This window comes from Natrinema soli (assembly GCF_028618695.1).
Genome location: NZ_JAQIVI010000255.1, coordinates 1 through 15,177, shown reverse-complemented (window position 1 = coordinate 15,177; position 15,177 = coordinate 1). Strand labels below are relative to the sequence as shown.

Annotated in this window: 15 protein-coding genes; 13 read left to right on the top strand and 2 right to left on the bottom strand. The window is 63.4% G+C overall.

Annotated elements, in window-relative coordinates:
* Nucleotides 1–267: 267 nt before the first annotated feature.
* Nucleotides 268–1,506 carry a CaiB/BaiF CoA transferase family protein gene (locus tag PGX04_RS16245; protein WP_273739467.1) on the bottom strand — a complete coding sequence of 413 codons (1,239 nt, stop codon included), beginning with the start codon at nucleotides 1,504–1,506 and terminating at the stop codon, nucleotides 268–270.
* 135 nt (nucleotides 1,507–1,641) lie between these two features.
* Here PGX04_RS16245 and PGX04_RS16240 point away from each other — a divergent pair, with 135 nt between their 5' ends.
* The 13 genes from PGX04_RS16240 (at nucleotide 1,642) to PGX04_RS16180 (ending at nucleotide 14,703) form a co-directional block, all read left to right on the top strand.
* Entirely contained in the window at nucleotides 1,642–2,832 is a 1,191-nt protein-coding gene (locus PGX04_RS16240; RefSeq protein WP_273739466.1) for a CaiB/BaiF CoA transferase family protein, read from the top strand.
* 116 nt (nucleotides 2,833–2,948) lie between these two features.
* Nucleotides 2,949–3,398, top strand: coding sequence for a MaoC family dehydratase (locus tag PGX04_RS16235; RefSeq protein ID WP_273739465.1), 450 nt, complete (start codon nucleotides 2,949–2,951; stop codon nucleotides 3,396–3,398).
* 117 nt (nucleotides 3,399–3,515) lie between these two features.
* Complete coding sequence (locus tag PGX04_RS16230) at nucleotides 3,516–4,508, top strand: TIGR03617 family F420-dependent LLM class oxidoreductase (protein ID WP_273739464.1); 993 nt, start codon at nucleotides 3,516–3,518, stop codon at nucleotides 4,506–4,508.
* A 163-nt stretch (nucleotides 4,509–4,671) separates the two neighbouring features.
* Nucleotides 4,672–6,225, top strand: coding sequence for a class I adenylate-forming enzyme family protein (locus PGX04_RS16225; protein WP_273739463.1), 1,554 nt, complete (start codon nucleotides 4,672–4,674; stop codon nucleotides 6,223–6,225).
* Between the two features lie 75 nt (nucleotides 6,226–6,300).
* A complete protein-coding gene (locus tag PGX04_RS16220) occupies nucleotides 6,301–7,932 on the top strand; it encodes a class I adenylate-forming enzyme family protein (RefSeq protein WP_273739462.1) in 1,632 nt (543 codons plus the stop codon).
* A gap of 83 nt (nucleotides 7,933–8,015) precedes the next feature.
* Entirely contained in the window at nucleotides 8,016–9,257 is a 1,242-nt protein-coding gene (locus tag PGX04_RS16215) for an ABC transporter substrate-binding protein (RefSeq protein WP_273739461.1), read from the top strand.
* Nucleotides 9,258–9,270: 13 nt separating this feature from the next.
* Entirely contained in the window at nucleotides 9,271–10,203 is a 933-nt protein-coding gene (locus PGX04_RS16210) for a branched-chain amino acid ABC transporter permease (RefSeq protein ID WP_273739460.1), read from the top strand.
* Nucleotides 10,200–11,240 carry a branched-chain amino acid ABC transporter permease gene (locus tag PGX04_RS16205; RefSeq protein ID WP_273739459.1) on the top strand — a complete coding sequence of 347 codons (1,041 nt, stop codon included), beginning with the start codon at nucleotides 10,200–10,202 and terminating at the stop codon, nucleotides 11,238–11,240. The genes PGX04_RS16210 and PGX04_RS16205 overlap by 4 nt, the downstream gene beginning before the upstream one ends.
* Nucleotides 11,222–11,905, top strand: coding sequence for an ABC transporter ATP-binding protein (locus tag PGX04_RS16200; protein WP_273739458.1), 684 nt, complete (start codon nucleotides 11,222–11,224; stop codon nucleotides 11,903–11,905). The genes PGX04_RS16205 and PGX04_RS16200 overlap by 19 nt, the downstream gene beginning before the upstream one ends.
* The gene (locus tag PGX04_RS16195) at nucleotides 11,902–12,612 is read left to right on the top strand and encodes an ABC transporter ATP-binding protein (protein WP_273739457.1); all 711 of its coding nucleotides are present in this window, start codon (nucleotides 11,902–11,904) and stop codon (nucleotides 12,610–12,612) included. Before PGX04_RS16200 ends, PGX04_RS16195 begins: the two co-directional genes overlap by 4 nt.
* Before the next feature lie 40 nt (nucleotides 12,613–12,652).
* Nucleotides 12,653–13,432 carry an enoyl-CoA hydratase/isomerase family protein gene (locus PGX04_RS16190; RefSeq protein WP_273739456.1) on the top strand — a complete coding sequence of 260 codons (780 nt, stop codon included), beginning with the start codon at nucleotides 12,653–12,655 and terminating at the stop codon, nucleotides 13,430–13,432.
* A gap of 87 nt (nucleotides 13,433–13,519) precedes the next feature.
* The gene (locus tag PGX04_RS16185) at nucleotides 13,520–13,912 is read left to right on the top strand and encodes a hypothetical protein (RefSeq protein ID WP_273739455.1); all 393 of its coding nucleotides are present in this window, start codon (nucleotides 13,520–13,522) and stop codon (nucleotides 13,910–13,912) included.
* Nucleotides 13,909–14,703: an alpha/beta fold hydrolase gene (locus tag PGX04_RS16180; protein ID WP_273739454.1), complete on the top strand. Its 795-nt coding sequence runs from the start codon at nucleotides 13,909–13,911 to the stop codon at nucleotides 14,701–14,703. The genes PGX04_RS16185 and PGX04_RS16180 overlap by 4 nt, the downstream gene beginning before the upstream one ends.
* Before the next feature lie 125 nt (nucleotides 14,704–14,828).
* On the opposite strand, the gene PGX04_RS16175 is transcribed toward PGX04_RS16180, so the two are convergent.
* Nucleotides 14,829–15,177: enoyl-CoA hydratase/isomerase family protein (locus PGX04_RS16175; RefSeq protein ID WP_273739453.1), on the bottom strand; the 349-nt coding region annotated here is incomplete at its 5' end.

Genomic DNA, 15,177 nt, shown 5'->3' with positions numbered 1-15,177 from the left:
TTGGACGAGATGGTCGAGGACATCGGCCTCGTCGGAGCGCCCGACGATGCGCCGAGCGCCTGCTCGCAGTGGCAGGACGCCGGCGCCGATATGGTCGTGATGAACTTCCCGCCCGGCTCGAGCGCCGACGACATTCGGACCGCGCTGGCCGCCGTCTCGTAGGTCGATCCTGTCGTTCTCAGTTCGATCGACCGCCAAACAACGGACCGACCGACTACTGCGGTGAGTTTTCGGTGAGTCCGAACCACGGGTTGCCGAACGACGCGTTCAGAGATCCCCTTTTTCGGCGACCGCTCCCTCCTCGAGCAGGGCCGCGATTTCGGCGTCGGTGTATCCGAGTTCGATGAGCAGTTCGATCGTGTGCGCCCCGAGAGACGGTGCGGGCGTCTTCTCGCCGGGGCTGAACCGCTCGAAGTCGAGCGGGAGGTTCACCTGTCGGACGGACTCGTCCGAGACGCCATCTCCATCTGCATTTCCATCCCCGTCGACGTCCAGTTCGTCGAACAGGCCCCGTGATCGGAGGTGTGGATCCTCGAAGAGGTCGTCGTACTCGTTGACCGGTCCCGCCGGTACGTCGTACTCGTCGAACCGCTCGAGCCACGCCGACCGCGGTCGCTCGGCCAGTCGATCGGCGAACGCGTCGATCATCTCCGTCCGGAGCGAGTCGGGGAGGTCGCCGTTCGGACCGATGTGGTGGGCCGCGTACTCCGGGAGTTCCAGCGCGTCGCAGAGGTTCTCCCAGAAGTGTTCCTCGAGCGCACCGATCGTCACGGCCTTCCCGTCGCCGGCTTCGTAGACTCGGTAGCCGGGATGGGACCCGGTCAGGGTCGTCTCGCCGCGACGCGGAACTTCGCCGCGTCCGTCGTACCGATCCAGGTAGACCATCGAGAACGACGCGACGGCATCCGTCATGCTCACGTCGATGTGATCTCCGCCGGATCCACCGCGAACGCCGGCGAGCCCGGTTGAAACGGCGAACGCGGCGTACAGGGCCCCGGCGAAATCCGCGATCGGGTAGCCCGGGATCACCGGGGGGCCGTCACGGTCGCCCGTGAGCGCCAGGAGCCCGGCGACGCCGATGTAATTGAGGTCGTGGCCGGACCGCGCGACGTACGGGCCGTCCTGGCCGTACCCCGAAATCGAGCAGTACACGATATCGTCGTTCACGTCACGAACGGTCTCGTACCCGACGCCGAGTCTGTCGACGACCCCCGGGCGGAACGATTCGACGATGACGTCGGCCGTCCGTGCCAACTCGAGGAACGCTTCCCGGCCGCCGTCGCGTTTGAGGTCGATCGCGACGCTCTTCTTGTTCCGGTTGCGGGTCAGCAGCGTGTAACTGCGGCCCCCCACCGAGGGTTCTCTGGGCCGAACCGGATCGCCGACGCCCGGCCGTTCGACCTTGATCACCTCGGCTCCGAGGTCCGCGAGCATCGTGGTCGCGTACGGGCCCGGAAGCAGTCGCGTGAGATCGAGGACGCGAACGTCGTCGAGGAACGGTTGCATGGTACTGGGAACCACATTCGTCGTCAAATGTGTTCGCATCGGATCATCGCGGAGGAGTTCGTATCGGGTTCGCGCAGCGGTCGAACGGCGGTCGACGCCCAAACACGTAATTGGGTCCGGGATCATCCACCGTGTATGAGCTTCCTGAACGGGATCACAGTGGTCGACCTGTCCCAGATGGTATCCGGTCCGGTGGCGACGATGCACCTCGGCGACATGGGTGCGGACGTGGTGAAGGTCGAACGACCGGAGTCCGGGGACATCTCTCGAAACCTGGCGCCGTTCGTCGACGGCGTGAGTTCCCAGTTCGTCGCGCTCAATCGAAACAAGCGCTCTGTCGAGGTAGACCTCCGTTCGGATCGAGGGCAGCGCCTCGTGATGGAACTTCTCGAGGAGGCGGACGTCTTCGTCGAGAACTACAAGGCCGGCACGGCCGAGGGGTTCGGCCTCGACTACGACGCCGTGTCGGCGGCGAACCCGGAGATCGTTTACTGTTCGATCAAGGGGTTCGCATCGGACTCGATTTACGAGGACAACCCTGCGTACGACATGGTAGCACAGGCGATGAGCGGGTCGATGAGCATCAACGGCTACCCAGATGGACCACCGATAAACACGTCCATTCCGATCGCCGATATCGCGGCGTCGATGTACGCCGTCCAGGCGATCACCGGTGCGCTGTACGATCGAGACGTCAACGACGCCGGCGGGGAGTACATCGAGGTATCGATGCTCAACTGCATCATGTCCTGGCTAGGGATCCGTGCGACCGCGAGCGGCGTGGAAAACGAACCGTATCCCCGCGTCGGAAACAGGCACTCGACCGTCGCGCCGTACAAGGTGTACGAGACGGCCGACTCGTACGTCGTGGTCGCCGTCGCGAGCGACGGACTCTGGCCGAAGTTCTGCCGCGCGATCGATCGGGAGGACCTCGTCGCGGATCCGCGATTCGAGACGAGCGCCGATCGAACGGCGAACATGGACGAACTGTACGAGATCACGGACGACATCATGCGCCGGAAGACGACCGCGGAGTGGTTCGACATCCTGCAGGAACACGGCGTTCCGTCGGGCCCTGTCCGGAACACCCTCGAGGCGCTCGAGGACGAGTACACCGAGCGACAAGGGTTGGTGCAGGAACTCACCACCGCTGACGGTGACGACTCGGTTCCGGTGATCCGCTATCCGGTCGACTTCGACGAGTTCGACGCGCCGGTCCACACCGATCCGCGGCCGCTCGGTGCCGACACGCATCACGCCCTCCGCGAACTCGGCTACGACGACGCCGAGATCGAGGCGCTGCGCGAGGCGGGAATCATCGGCTGATCGGGGGCAACGGTCGAGAACGGTCGTCCGATCGCCGCGTCCCTGAACGGGTCGAACGACCGGGCTGCTCGTCCGACGCCGATCAAATACTTATACTGACTCGTCCAACACCCCGCATGGACGGAAAGCATTTCGAGGAGTTCACCGTCGGTGACTCCTACGCGTCGCCGTGGCGGTACATCTCTGAATCGGACCTCCGGCAGTTTCTGGCACTCACCGGACTGCAGGAGCCACTCTTCGAGAGCCGTCAGTTCCTCGACAGCGAAACCGACCACGAGACGTGGATCGTCCCCGGCTATCTGACGCTCTCGTACTCGCTCGGCCTGTTCTCCCGGTCGGGATGGATCGAGGGAACGGGGCTGGCCATGCTGGGCGTGGCAGACCTCGAGTTCGTGAACCCGGTCTCGGTCGGCGACGAAATCCGAACTCGCGTCGAGGTCTCGGACACCACCCCGACGAGTAGCGACCGCGGCGGCGTCGTCGATCTCGAGTGGGTCGTTCTCACGCAGGACGATACCGTCGTCCTCGAGATGACCTCGTCGCACTTCATCCAAAAGCGCGAGTGACCCGAGCAGATCGGCGACCAGTCCGTGGTCGGAATCCCGTTGCTCCGACGCGCGAAGACCGATGGCTCCGACTAGTTGCTCGGAAGGTTTATTCCGATCTTCGGTGACGGTACACGCGTGAAGTTTGACGCAAACCTCGCCTCACCGGCCGTCACGGAGGCAGACGACCTCGCTGCGTCGGCGGAGGACGCGGGTTTCGACGGCGCGTGGGTCACTGAGACGACGCACTCGCCGTTCACGCTGACGACGCAGCTGGCGAACGGGAGCGATCGAATGGACATCGGGACGGCCATTACGGTCGCGTTCCCCCGCAGCCCGATGGTGACGGCCTACACGGCGTGGGACGTTCAGTCTCTGGCGAACGGCCGATTCGTGCTGGGGCTGGGGACGCAGGTCAAGGGGCACATCGAGCGTCGATTCGACGTCGAGTGGGACTCGCCCGGACCGCGACTCCGTGAGTACGTCGAGGCGCTCCGGGAGATCTGGGCGTCGTGGGAGGAAGACCGCCATCCCAGCTACGAGGGCGACTTCTACTCGATCACTCTCTGTCCGGCGGACTGGCGTCCGGAACCGATCGAGCGACCCCGCGTTCCGATTTACATCGCGGGCATCAATTCCTACAACGTCACGCTCGCGGGAGAGTGCTGTGACGGATTACACGTCCACCCGCTCAACTCGCCAGAGTACATCGAACGGGAGGTCGTCCCGGACATCGAAGCAGGTGCGGCTCGAGCCGATCGCGATTCGGACGACGTGACGCTGGTGACCAACGTGTTCGCGATCACCGGCGAGACCGACGCGGAGCGGGAGCGAGCGCGGGAGGAGATCCGTCGACAGATCGCGTTCTACGGATCGACGCGGACCTACAAGCGAATCTTCGCGGTCCACGGCTGGGAGGACGTCTGCGACGACCTCCACGAGCTGTCGGTCGAAGATCGCTGGGACGAGATGCCCGCGCTCGTCACCGACGAGATGGTCGAGACGTTCTCTGTCGAGGGGCCATACGACGAACTCAGAGACGAGATCGAAGAGCGGTACACGCACATCGATCGGATCTCGCTGTACGCGCCGTACCGTGGCGAGGAACACTGGCAGCGCGTCCTGTCGTAGTTCGCGGCCGACGGCGGGCCGTACTCGGATGGCGGTCATCCACGCCGTCCGGCTATCGCTTGCGTCATCTATCCCGTTACAGGCCAGCGGATCGCTTCGCTCGATCGAACGATGGAGCGCTAACGAAACGGTATTAGTGGGTGTTACCCTATCACATAGAACGATGATGCGAATCGAGCAACTCCTCGAGTCGCGGGTGGAAAAGACGCCGGAGAAACCGTTCGTGACGGTTCCGGACGACGGCGGCGGTACTGACGGGACGTTCGAGGCAGTGGCCGACAGATCGAAACGATACGCGAACGCGCTCTCGGCGTTCGGTGTGGAATCCGGTGATCGGGTCGGCGTATTCCTTCCGAACCGCCCCGAATTCGTATTCTTGCTGTTCGCGAACGCCTATCTCGATAGCGTTACGGCCCCTGCCAATCCCCAGTACACGGCGTCCGAACTCCGCCACTCGGTCGAACTCTCGCGGCCGTCGATTCTGGTGACGACGGGCGACCTGCTCGAGGTCGCCGTCGAAGCGGCGGACGAGACGACCGTCGAGCGAATCGTGACCGTGGACCCCGCCGAGGGGTACGACGCGTTACCGGCGGCGGCCGACGAGCAATCCCCGACGCGGCCGACCCACGACGGTGACGCCGAGTCGATCGGCCTCCACATGTACACGTCGGGCACGACCGGCCCGCCGAAGGCCGTCGAGTGCCAGCACGAAAACTGGACGGTGAGCGCCGTCGACTTCCAGAAACGGATGGGACTGACGGGTGCGGATACGCTACTGACTGCACTCCCCCTCTTCCACGCGAACGCCCAGGTGTACTCGCTGCTCGGTGCGGCCGCGGCGGGCGCGGAGGTCGTCATTTACGAGCGGTTTTCCTCCTCCCGCTGGTGGGAGTGGTGCCGAGTGCACGACGTCACCGAGTTCAACGCCATGGGAAGTATGCTGAAGATGCTGGACAACCGCCCCGGATCCGACGACGACGCGGACAACCCCGTCGACCGGGTCTTTTCGGCGGGGACGCCGCCGGAACTCATCGAACCGTTCGAGGAACGATTCGGATTGCGGGTCGTCGAAGGCTACTCCCTCACCGAGGATCCGCTGTTGGTGCTCAACCCCGTCGACGAGGACAAGCGTCGCATCGGCAGTATCGGGCTTCCACCGGCCGAGAAGCGGATCCGAATAGTCGACGGGGATGGGAACGCGGTTCCGCGGGGTGAACGGGGCGAAATCGTCCAGCGGTGTCCGACGGTGATGGCCGGCTACCATCGCCAGCCGGAGAAAACCGACGAGGCGATCGTCGACGGCTGGTTCTACACCGGCGACTACGGGAAGATCGACGAGGACGGGTTCGTCTACTTCCTGGATCGGAAGAAGGATATCGTCCGACGAGGGGGCGAGAACGTCTCTTCGTACGAGGTCGAGGGCGTCATCAAATCCCTCGACGCGGTCGACGAAGTCGCCGTCATCCCGAGTCCGGACGAGTTCTACACCGAGGTCGTGAAGGCGCTCGTTCGAGTCGAGGCGGACCGCGAACTCTCCGAGGCGGAGATCGTCGACCGGTGTCGAGACGACCTCGCCCCGTTCAAGATCCCGCGATACATCGAGTTCGTCGAGGAGTTTCCGTACACGCCGACGGGAAAGATCCAGAAGGAGAAGCTTCGGACTCGAGAGGAGGCGGAGAGCCCCGATCACTGGGACCGGGAGGCACACGATAACTGATTCCTCAACAGCCGATCGAATACGCGAGCGCCCTCGACGCGAGGACTTTTGGTCGATGGTCCGAAAACAGATGCCATGCTCGAGCGAAATGATGCCACCGTGTATCAAGGAATCGCGGCCGTCGCCGACCGATACCCGGATCGAACGGCACTCGTCTTCGAGGACGATCGGACGAGTTACGGCGAATTGATCGCCGAGAGCGAGGCGCTGGCAGAGGCGCTGTCGGAACTCGGCGTGGGGGCCGGCGACCGTATCGCCGTCTGGTTGGGCAACCGACCGGAGTGGATAACGGCGCAGTTGGCCGCGTCATATCTCGGTGCGGCGGTCGTCGCCGTCAATACCCGCTACCGCACGCACGAACTGGAGTACATGTTGGACGACTCCGACTGCGAACTGTTGCTCACCGAAGAGTCGTTCCTCGGCAACGACTATCTGGAGATGCTCTCGGAGATCGTCCCCGAAATCCGTGAGACCGACCCCGAGTCCGTCGCCGTCGAGAGTACCGGCGGGCTGAACCACGTCATCGCCCTCGAGGACCATTCGGACTACCCGGCAGCCCGGAGCTACGGGGACGTCGTAAACCGAGAACGGAACGGGGACGATATTTCGCCCGCCGCGGATCCGTCCGCGCCAGCGACCGTATTCTACACCAGCGGGACGACGAGCGATCCGAAGGGCTGTCTCCAGTCCAACCGCTCGCTACTGAATCACTCCTACAACGTCGGCGAGTTCTTCGATATCTCCGCGGACGACGTCGCGCTGGGCGTCCTCCCGTTCTGCGGTATCTGGGGGTACAACATGTTCCTGAGCGCGCTGGCTCACGGCATTCCGCTGGTCGTTCAGACCCACTTCGACGCCGAGCGAACCATCGAACTCATCGAGTCCCACGAGGTGACGTACATGTCCGCGCTGGCGACGATGCTCCTGCGGATGAGGCGCCACGACGCCTTCGAGCCGGAACGAGTCGCATCGATGGAGTGTGGGGCGGCCGGGTTCATCACCATGGGATACGACGAAACCGTCTTCGAGGACCTGGAAGACGCGTTCGGCTTCCCCCTGGTCCAGCCGTACGGCCTGTCGGAGGGCAATAGCCAGATCTTCGTCGGCGATCCGTCGGACTCGATCGAACAGCGGAAGCAAGTCGGCGGGCCACCGATCCATCCGGAGCTCGAGCTCCGCATCGCCGACCCCGAAACCAACGAGACGCTGCCACCGGGCGAGGAGGGCGAGATCTGTCTCCGCGGCTACAACGTGATGAACGAGTATCACGAGAAGCCCGAGAAAACCGCGGCGGTCGTCGACGGGGACGGCTGGTTCCACACCGGCGATCTCGGAACCCGAGACGGAGACGGCTACTTCTATTACCAGTCTCGAATCGACGACGCCCTCCGCGTTCGCGGGTTCATCGTCACGCCGCGGGACATCGAGACGGTTATCGACGACCACCCCGCCGTCGAACTGTCCCAGGTCGTCGGCGCACCTCACCCCAGACACGGCCAAGCACCGGTCGCGTTCGTCAAGCGCGCTGATCCCGATCTCGACGTCGCCGAACTTCGGACGTTCCTCGAGGATCGCGTGGCCGACTACAAGATCCCCGAGGACGTCGAATTCGTCGATGAGTTCCCTCGATCCGAGGGACCACACGGGGAGAAGATTCAGAAGACCGAACTCCGCGACTCGGTCGCGGATCGATACCAGACTGACTAGGGATCGTTCACCGGTTCCGTAACTGAACCGGAGACCAACCAAAGATTTAACTTATATGAAGATAGTGGGTGTGATTGTATATCATGAACAGAGGGAACAGACGGTCATTTCTCGTCAAAAGTGGTGTAACTGCCGGTGGGATTATCGGATTGGCGGGCTGTCTCGGTGGCGACAGCGACGCCATCCAGTTGGGCGCAATCAACCCGTTGTCCGGGTCGGCCGCGGCCTACGGCGAACTCGCGACCGAAACCCAGGGAGCGTGGGTCGACCGCGTTAACGAAAACGGCGGGCTGGAGGTCGGCGATTCGACTCGCGAAGTAGAGATCGTCGAGTACGACGACGAGTCGTCGAACGATCAGGCCCAGTCGGCGGCACAGCGCCTCGCAACGGTCGACAACGTTTCGATGATCCTCTCGTCGTGGCGCTCGAACGGCGCGATCGCCATCAATCCGACCATCAACAGCAACCAGATACCGACGTTCACTCACGGTTTCACGCCGCAGGTCAACGAGGACGGAACGTACATGCTCCGGCTGACGGTGTCGACGGTGATGGACGCGTACCCCGCATTACAACTGGTCAGTGAAAGCGATGATATCGACACCGTCGGCGTCATCGCAGAAGAGGGCGACTGGGGGGACGACACGCTGGACCTGATGGAGTGGTGGTTCGAGACGGACGGCAACCCGGGAAGCTACGAGAACCTCGGTCGGTTCTCGTTCGACCAACAGGACTTCTCGTCGTTCATCACGAGCGCACGGAATTCCGGCGTCGACGCGCTGTACGTTCAGACCTGGGCAAGCGCGATGCAGCGGTTCATTCTGCAGCAGAATCGCGAGGGACTCAACGACGATATGCCGATCCTGACGGGACTGGGCGGCGCCGACTACAACGACCTCGGGGAAGTCGGAAACGCCATGGAGAACGTCCACGCACTCGGCGTCTACACGCGACTCTCTTACGCCGACAACGAGGAAATTCGAAGCACGATTTCCGACGAGGCGCTGTCGCAGTTCGAGGAGTATCAGGAGATGGACACGCCGGACCATCCGACGGCGTACAACGTCTACGCGGACGCACAGGCGGCCCAGTACGCGATAGAGGAAGCCGGCTCGACCGACGGGTCGGATCTGCGCGAGGCGCTCGTCGACAACGAATTCACGACGATTCTCGGGAATGCCACCATCAACGATAAGGGACAGCCGGCGATTCCGGCTGCCTACATCAAGTTCGGAACCGACGACGACGAGGCGATCGTCGACACGGTCGAATGGAGCGGCCAGCTCCCGGCGATCACGAGCATTCCCCCGGAAGTAGACCTCTAAACAGAGATAAATGGTGTTACTCGAATCCCTCGTCAACGGCCTCGTTCAGGGAAGTATCTTCGCCGTCTTCGCGGCGAGTTTCACCATCATCTTCGGAGTGATGGACATCCCGAACATGGCTCACGCCGCCCTGTTCGCCGGCGGCGCGTACGTATTCTACCAGCTCGTCAACCTCACCGGGCTGCCCTGGCCGGTCGGCCTTCTCGGCACCATCGTCGTCATCGCACTGCTCGGTGCCGTCATCGAGAAGGTGTTGCTCGCACCGCTGTACGACCGCAAGGAGTCCGAGTACGTCTTCGGCGTCATCCTCGTCACGATCGGCCTCGCCTCCATCCTCGAGCGTCTCTACGCGCAGATCTGGGGGCACTCGCCGAAGTACATCTCGGTCGCAGGCCTTCAGGACCGTTCGGTTTCGGCGCTTTCGGTGACGACCAACTACCTGGAGATCCTCGTGTTCGTGTTCGCCATCGCGAACTTCGCGTTCCTCTACTGGCTCATCAACTCCACCGAGATCGGTCTCGGGCTACGGGCGATCGTCCAGAATCGAGAGCTGGCCGTCGTTCGCGGTATCGACGTGAATCGCGTGTTTCTCGTCGCGTTTGCCCTCGGGAGTTCGATGGCCGCAGTCGCCGGCGTACTCAACGCGGCGATGTATTCCCTGGAGCCGACGATGGGGTTCTCGCTACTGATCAAGGCGTTCATCATCGTCATTCTGGGCGGCATCGGTCGCGTGATGGGCGCCATGGTCGCCGGCTACGCGCTTGGCATCTACGAGGCGTTCGCAGTCTTGTACTTCTCGTCGTACCACATTTACGCCTCGGAGTTCGCCGTACTCATCGCCTTTTTCCTGTTGAAGGCTCTCATCCTGAACGAGGGTGAGGAGTCGCTCGCGAAGGGGGTCCGCAACCGTTTCCAGGCACTCGTGCAGCGAGGTGTCGGCGGATGAGTAATCCGGAAGCCACCGCCATCCCGGAAGACGAAGTCGCCACCGACGTGCGCAGCGTCGCGTGGGCCGACGTGATCCGTCCGGCGGTGATCGTTCTCGTCGCTGGCCTCCTGGCGATTCCGCTCGTCGTCTCGTCGAGCTACATCGGCTACGTCGCGCTGCTAATTCTCCTGTTTAGCGTAATGGCCTCCGGGTACAACATGATGCTCGGGTGGCCGAACCTGCTCGTGTTCTGTCCGGCCGCGCTGGCGATCACCGGCGGAGTCACCTCCGCATTGCTGACGATGCAGCACGAACTCCCGTTCATTGCCACGCTGCTGATCGCCGGCGCGGTCGCCGCGGTCGTCGGCACGGCCGTCGCCGCGTCGGTCATCGTCATCGGATCGGCGTTCGAGATCGTCATCGCGACGCTGGCATTCGAACAGATCGTCTACTACGCGTTCACAAACTGGGAACGCGTCGGGCCGACCGGCGTCATCGGTATTCCCCAGCCCTCGATCGGTCCGCTCACGTTCGCGAGTCAAGTCGAGCAGTACGTGTTCCTGCTCGCCGTCCTCGTCTTGGTCGTGTTTCTCGTCGCCGCGTTCGACCGGTCGCTGTTCGGGACGCTCGCCATCGCGACCAGCGAGAACGAGGAATTACTCAGATCGATCGGGTACAACCCGTCGAAGTACAAGCTGGTGTCCGTCGTCCTCGGCGCGTTTATCCTCGGCGTCGGCGGCGCGCTGTACGCACACGTGAACGCGCTCATCACGCCGGGCTCGTTCGTGCTCGACCAGACGGTGTTCCTGCTGGTCATCGCAGTCGTCGGCGGACTTCGGACCGTCTACGGCCCAATCGTCGGCGCCGTACTGATGGTCGGCCTGCCCGAGGCCGTCCGCTCGGCCGGACTCGGTGACTTCCGTCCGTATTTCGTCGGTGCGACGCTCATCCTGGTCATCCTGTTCCTACCGCGCGGACTCGTCGGCGGGGTCTCCGACCGCTTCGACTTCCTCGATTCCAACGGAGGTGTCAGTGCATGGGCCTTCTGGAAGTGAACGATCTTCGGCGGACGTTCGGCGGTATCGTCGCGCTCGACGGCGTCACGCTGGACGTCGAGCGAGGTGAGACCAACGTCATCATCGGACCGAACGGTGCCGGCAAGACGACGCTCTTCAACTGCATTACCGGCTACCACATGCCGGACAGCGGGACCGTCGTCTTCGACGGTGAGAATATCACACGGAAGCGTGACTACGAGGTCGCGCGGATGGGAGTCCGTCGGACGTTCCAGGAGGTGGACGTCTTCGACGAACTCACCGTCGCCGAGAACATCAGCCTCGGCGCGTTCCAGACGGAGCCACGAGAGTTGATGGACCTCCTCGATCTCATGGATATCCGGCATAAACGCGGTGAATCGCTGACACTGTTCGAACGCAAGCGGGTCGCGCTCTCGCTGGCCGCCGACGGCCAGTTGCTCCTCCTCGACGAGGTGTTTTCGGGCCTGAATCCGGCCGAGAAGCCCGCGATGATAGAGTACCTGAACACGCTCGCCAGGGAGAAGACGCTCATGCTCATCGAACACGACATCGAAACGGCGTTCGACCTCGCCGACCGCGTGATCGTTCTCTCCCAGGGGAGCGTCCTCGGGCAGGGGACGCCAGAAGCGATCAAGAACGACGACCGCATTCAGCAGGAGTATCTGGGGGAGATGGCGCTATGAACGGCGACATCCTCGAGGTATCCGATCTGACCGTATCCTACGGGGACATGACCGTGCTCCGGGACGTGAACATGACCGTCGGTGAAGGCGGCGTGGTCTCGGTCGTCGGCGCTAACGGTGCCGGAAAGACGACGCTGCTGAAGACGATCGTCGGTGCCAAGGCACCGGATTCCGGGTCGATACGCTTCAAGGACGAGGACGCAGTCGGCCGCAAACCACACGAACTCATCGAGCGGGGGTTGACGTACGTCCCGGAACGCCACACGATCTTCCCGGAGATGACCGTCCTCGACAACCTCCGGACGGCGCTGGTCCCGGCCGAGAACTCCGGTCCCGACCCGCTCGAGGAGGTGTTCGACCTGTTTCCCATCCTCGACGAGCGACGCGGCCAGCAGGCCGGAACGATGAGCGGGGGCCAACAGCAGATGCTCGCCATCGCACAGGGGCTGGTCGTCGATCCGGACCTCATCATGCTGGACGAACCGACGCTCGGCCTCGCGCCGAAGATCATCGAGGACGTCCGGGACACGATCGAAGAGATCAGCAACGAAGGCGTGACGGTGTTGCTCGTCGACGAGAAGATCCAGCTCTCGAAGGAGGTCGCCGACGAGCTGTACCTCATGCGGAAGAACACCCTGCAGTATCTCGGTAGCCGCGGCGAGTTCGAGGACGAATACGACCGCATCCTCCAGCAGACGATCGACTGATCGCCGTAACGACTTTTTATTCCGATTTCGATCAGGTAGTATGGTCGAGACACCAGCAGACGACTACATCGATTTCTCCACCAGATCCCTCGAGGCCGCTCCCGATACAGTGATCTACGACGTCCGCCTGTCACGGCCGGAGAAACACAACGCACTGCCGACGGATACCATTACGGCGCTCGCCGAGTCGATCGACTCGGTCGAACGGGACGACGGGGACGCCCTCGTCGTCTCCGCCGCCGGTGAGAACTTCTCGATGGGCGCGGACCTAGCTGATCTCGCTCCCGACGCGCTCGAGGATCCCGCGACTCTGGCCCGGGGCGTCGAAGATCTGGTGCTATCACTGCGCGAGTGTCCGCTCCCAGTCGTCGCGCGGGTTCACGGTCGCGCGATCGGCGCGGGCTTTCTCGCGTGTCTCGGGGCGGACTTGGTTATCGCGAGTGAGGACGCGATCTTCTCGGTGCCGGAGGCCGATCTGGGGATTCCGATCGTGGGATTCGCCGCGACGTTACTTCCCCGGACGGTCGGTGAACATCGGGCTCGAGAGTGGCTGTTCACCGGTGCCGAAATCGACGCTCGGACGGCGCTGGAAGCTGGTTTCGCGACCCGTGTCGCGACGCCCGACACGCTGGACGAGACCCTCGACGACGTGCTTGGAGCGCTGGCGACGACCAGCACTGACGCGATCGCATCGCTCAAATCCCACATGGCACCGCTGCGGATTCCGGACGCCGAAACGGCTCGACGCGACGAGCAGGCGGCGATGCGAACGGCGTACGAGGACGGCGACGTTTCCGAGCGACTCGAGGAATTTCGCTGAGCCACGCTGCGACAACCGCGGTGAGAGTCCGTTCTCGCCGGTCGATCGACAGCAGTTTTACGTGACTACTCGTCTCAGTAGTCACTGATGTTCGGGAACGAATCGTGGGTAACGGAGACCGTCGCGGCCGTCAACGACGACGAGGCGTTCGAACGAGCGGTTCGATACTTCGACGGCTCCGTCGCGATGGAAATCGGTGACGATATCGTCTGGCTGAAGGTGTATCGCGGCGAGATCATCGACACGGAACCGTACGTCCCGCAGTTCGGTGCGACGTTTCGACTGGTCGGGAGCGAGCGGGCGTGGCAACGGCTGGCCGCCGGAGAGACGTCGTTCTCGCAGGCGCTGTACGAGACGGACGTTCGAACGAAAGGAAACAAACTCGAGGCGAATCGGCTGCGTGATGCCATCGAACTGTTCGTCCGACACCTTCAGGCGACGACGCCCGACGATCTGAGTCGGATGGAGGCGGAACGATGACCGAACTGACGGGCCGGTACGCCGATATCGACGGAACGCGCGTCTACTACGAGACAGTGGGCGATTCGAACGATCAGTCGGTCGTGCTGGTCCACACGGCGGGCGCTGACGGCCGACAGTGGCGGTACGTCGCTCCCGCTCTCGCCGACCGCGGCTATCACGTGGTCGTTCCGGACCTGCCGGGCCACGGGAAGTCATACCCAACCGAGTGGGAGCCACACGTGCGTATCGGCCAGCACGCCGACGCGGTCTGGGCGCTCGGAGAACGGCTGGGTCTCGAGCAACCGGCTATCGGCGGCTGTTCCATCGGCGGCGACGTGACGCTCGACATCGCCGTCAAACACGCCGCCAACCTCACGGCAGCCGTCGCCATGGAGGGCGCAGGGAAGACCCGCGGCGCACAGCTCAGCCGCCTTTCGCATCCGCACGCGCTTCCGGGGTGGCAAGACGTTCTCGACTACTCTGTGATCGACTCCACCGGATCGGACTGTCCACCGGAGTATCGGACGGAACTCGCCTGGCAGCATCGGGGCGCACAGGAAGTCGCCACGAACGATCTGCAGGCGTGGGCGGACTTCGACATTCTCGACGACCTTCACAGAGCGGCGTGTCCCGTCATGTTGGTTCGCGGTGACACAGATTATTTCATCCAGGACGACATGTTCGCCGAGACGGTCGAGCGGCTGCCCGACTGCGAGCCGATCGTTCTCGACGACGTCGGTCACTATCCGATGATGGAGCGTCCCGACGAAGTAACGGAGTTACTAGACGATTTCATCGGGCGCCAGTAGCCGTCTCCGTTCGACCGCTACCGGAAGTCTGGGGAGTGAACAGGTGGATTACCGTCTCGAACCCTCGTACAGTGGCGGTTCGCGGGTAACTGGCACGGATCGTCAGGGCGCGTTCGTTTCCGGTATCAACGCCCCTCGAAGGTCGGCTCCCGCTTCTCGAGGAACGCTTCAGCGCCCTCCCGTTGGTCCGCCGTCCCGAACAGGAACGCACACGCGATCCGCTCGAAATCGAGCCCCCCTTCGTCGTCCAGCCCGCGGTTGATCGACTCCTTGGCCAGTCGGAGCGCCAGGGGTGCGTTCGCGGCGATGGTTTCCGCCAACTCGCGGACGGAGTCGTCGAACTCGTCCGGTTCGTAGACGCGGTTGACGATCCCGAGAGCCGCGGCCTCCTCGGCGTCGACCGCACGGCCGGTGAAGATGAGATCCTTCGCGACGCCGGCACCCGCGACGTGGGCGAGGCGCTGGGTGCCGCCA

What these genes read in the sequence shown, in the direction of transcription:
- PGX04_RS16180 (WP_273739454.1), top strand. Translation starts at nt 13,909, where the DNA reads ATGACCGAACTGACGGGCCGGTACGCCGATATCGACGGAACGCGCGTC.
- PGX04_RS16215 (WP_273739461.1), top strand. Translation starts at nt 8,016, where the DNA reads ATGAACAGAGGGAACAGACGGTCATTTCTCGTCAAAAGTGGTGTAACT.
- PGX04_RS16200 (WP_273739458.1), top strand. Translation starts at nt 11,222, where the DNA reads ATGGGCCTTCTGGAAGTGAACGATCTTCGGCGGACGTTCGGCGGTATC.
- PGX04_RS16195 (WP_273739457.1), top strand. Translation starts at nt 11,902, where the DNA reads ATGAACGGCGACATCCTCGAGGTATCCGATCTGACCGTATCCTACGGG.
- PGX04_RS16245 (WP_273739467.1), bottom strand. Translation starts at nt 1,506, where the DNA reads ATGCAACCGTTCCTCGACGACGTTCGCGTCCTCGATCTCACGCGACTG.
- PGX04_RS16220 (WP_273739462.1), top strand. Translation starts at nt 6,301, where the DNA reads ATGCTCGAGCGAAATGATGCCACCGTGTATCAAGGAATCGCGGCCGTC.
- PGX04_RS16190 (WP_273739456.1), top strand. Translation starts at nt 12,653, where the DNA reads ATGGTCGAGACACCAGCAGACGACTACATCGATTTCTCCACCAGATCC.
- PGX04_RS16205 (WP_273739459.1), top strand. Translation starts at nt 10,200, where the DNA reads ATGAGTAATCCGGAAGCCACCGCCATCCCGGAAGACGAAGTCGCCACC.
- PGX04_RS16240 (WP_273739466.1), top strand. Translation starts at nt 1,642, where the DNA reads ATGAGCTTCCTGAACGGGATCACAGTGGTCGACCTGTCCCAGATGGTA.
- PGX04_RS16185 (WP_273739455.1), top strand. Translation starts at nt 13,520, where the DNA reads ATGTTCGGGAACGAATCGTGGGTAACGGAGACCGTCGCGGCCGTCAAC.
- PGX04_RS16235 (WP_273739465.1), top strand. Translation starts at nt 2,949, where the DNA reads ATGGACGGAAAGCATTTCGAGGAGTTCACCGTCGGTGACTCCTACGCG.
- PGX04_RS16225 (WP_273739463.1), top strand. Translation starts at nt 4,672, where the DNA reads ATGATGCGAATCGAGCAACTCCTCGAGTCGCGGGTGGAAAAGACGCCG.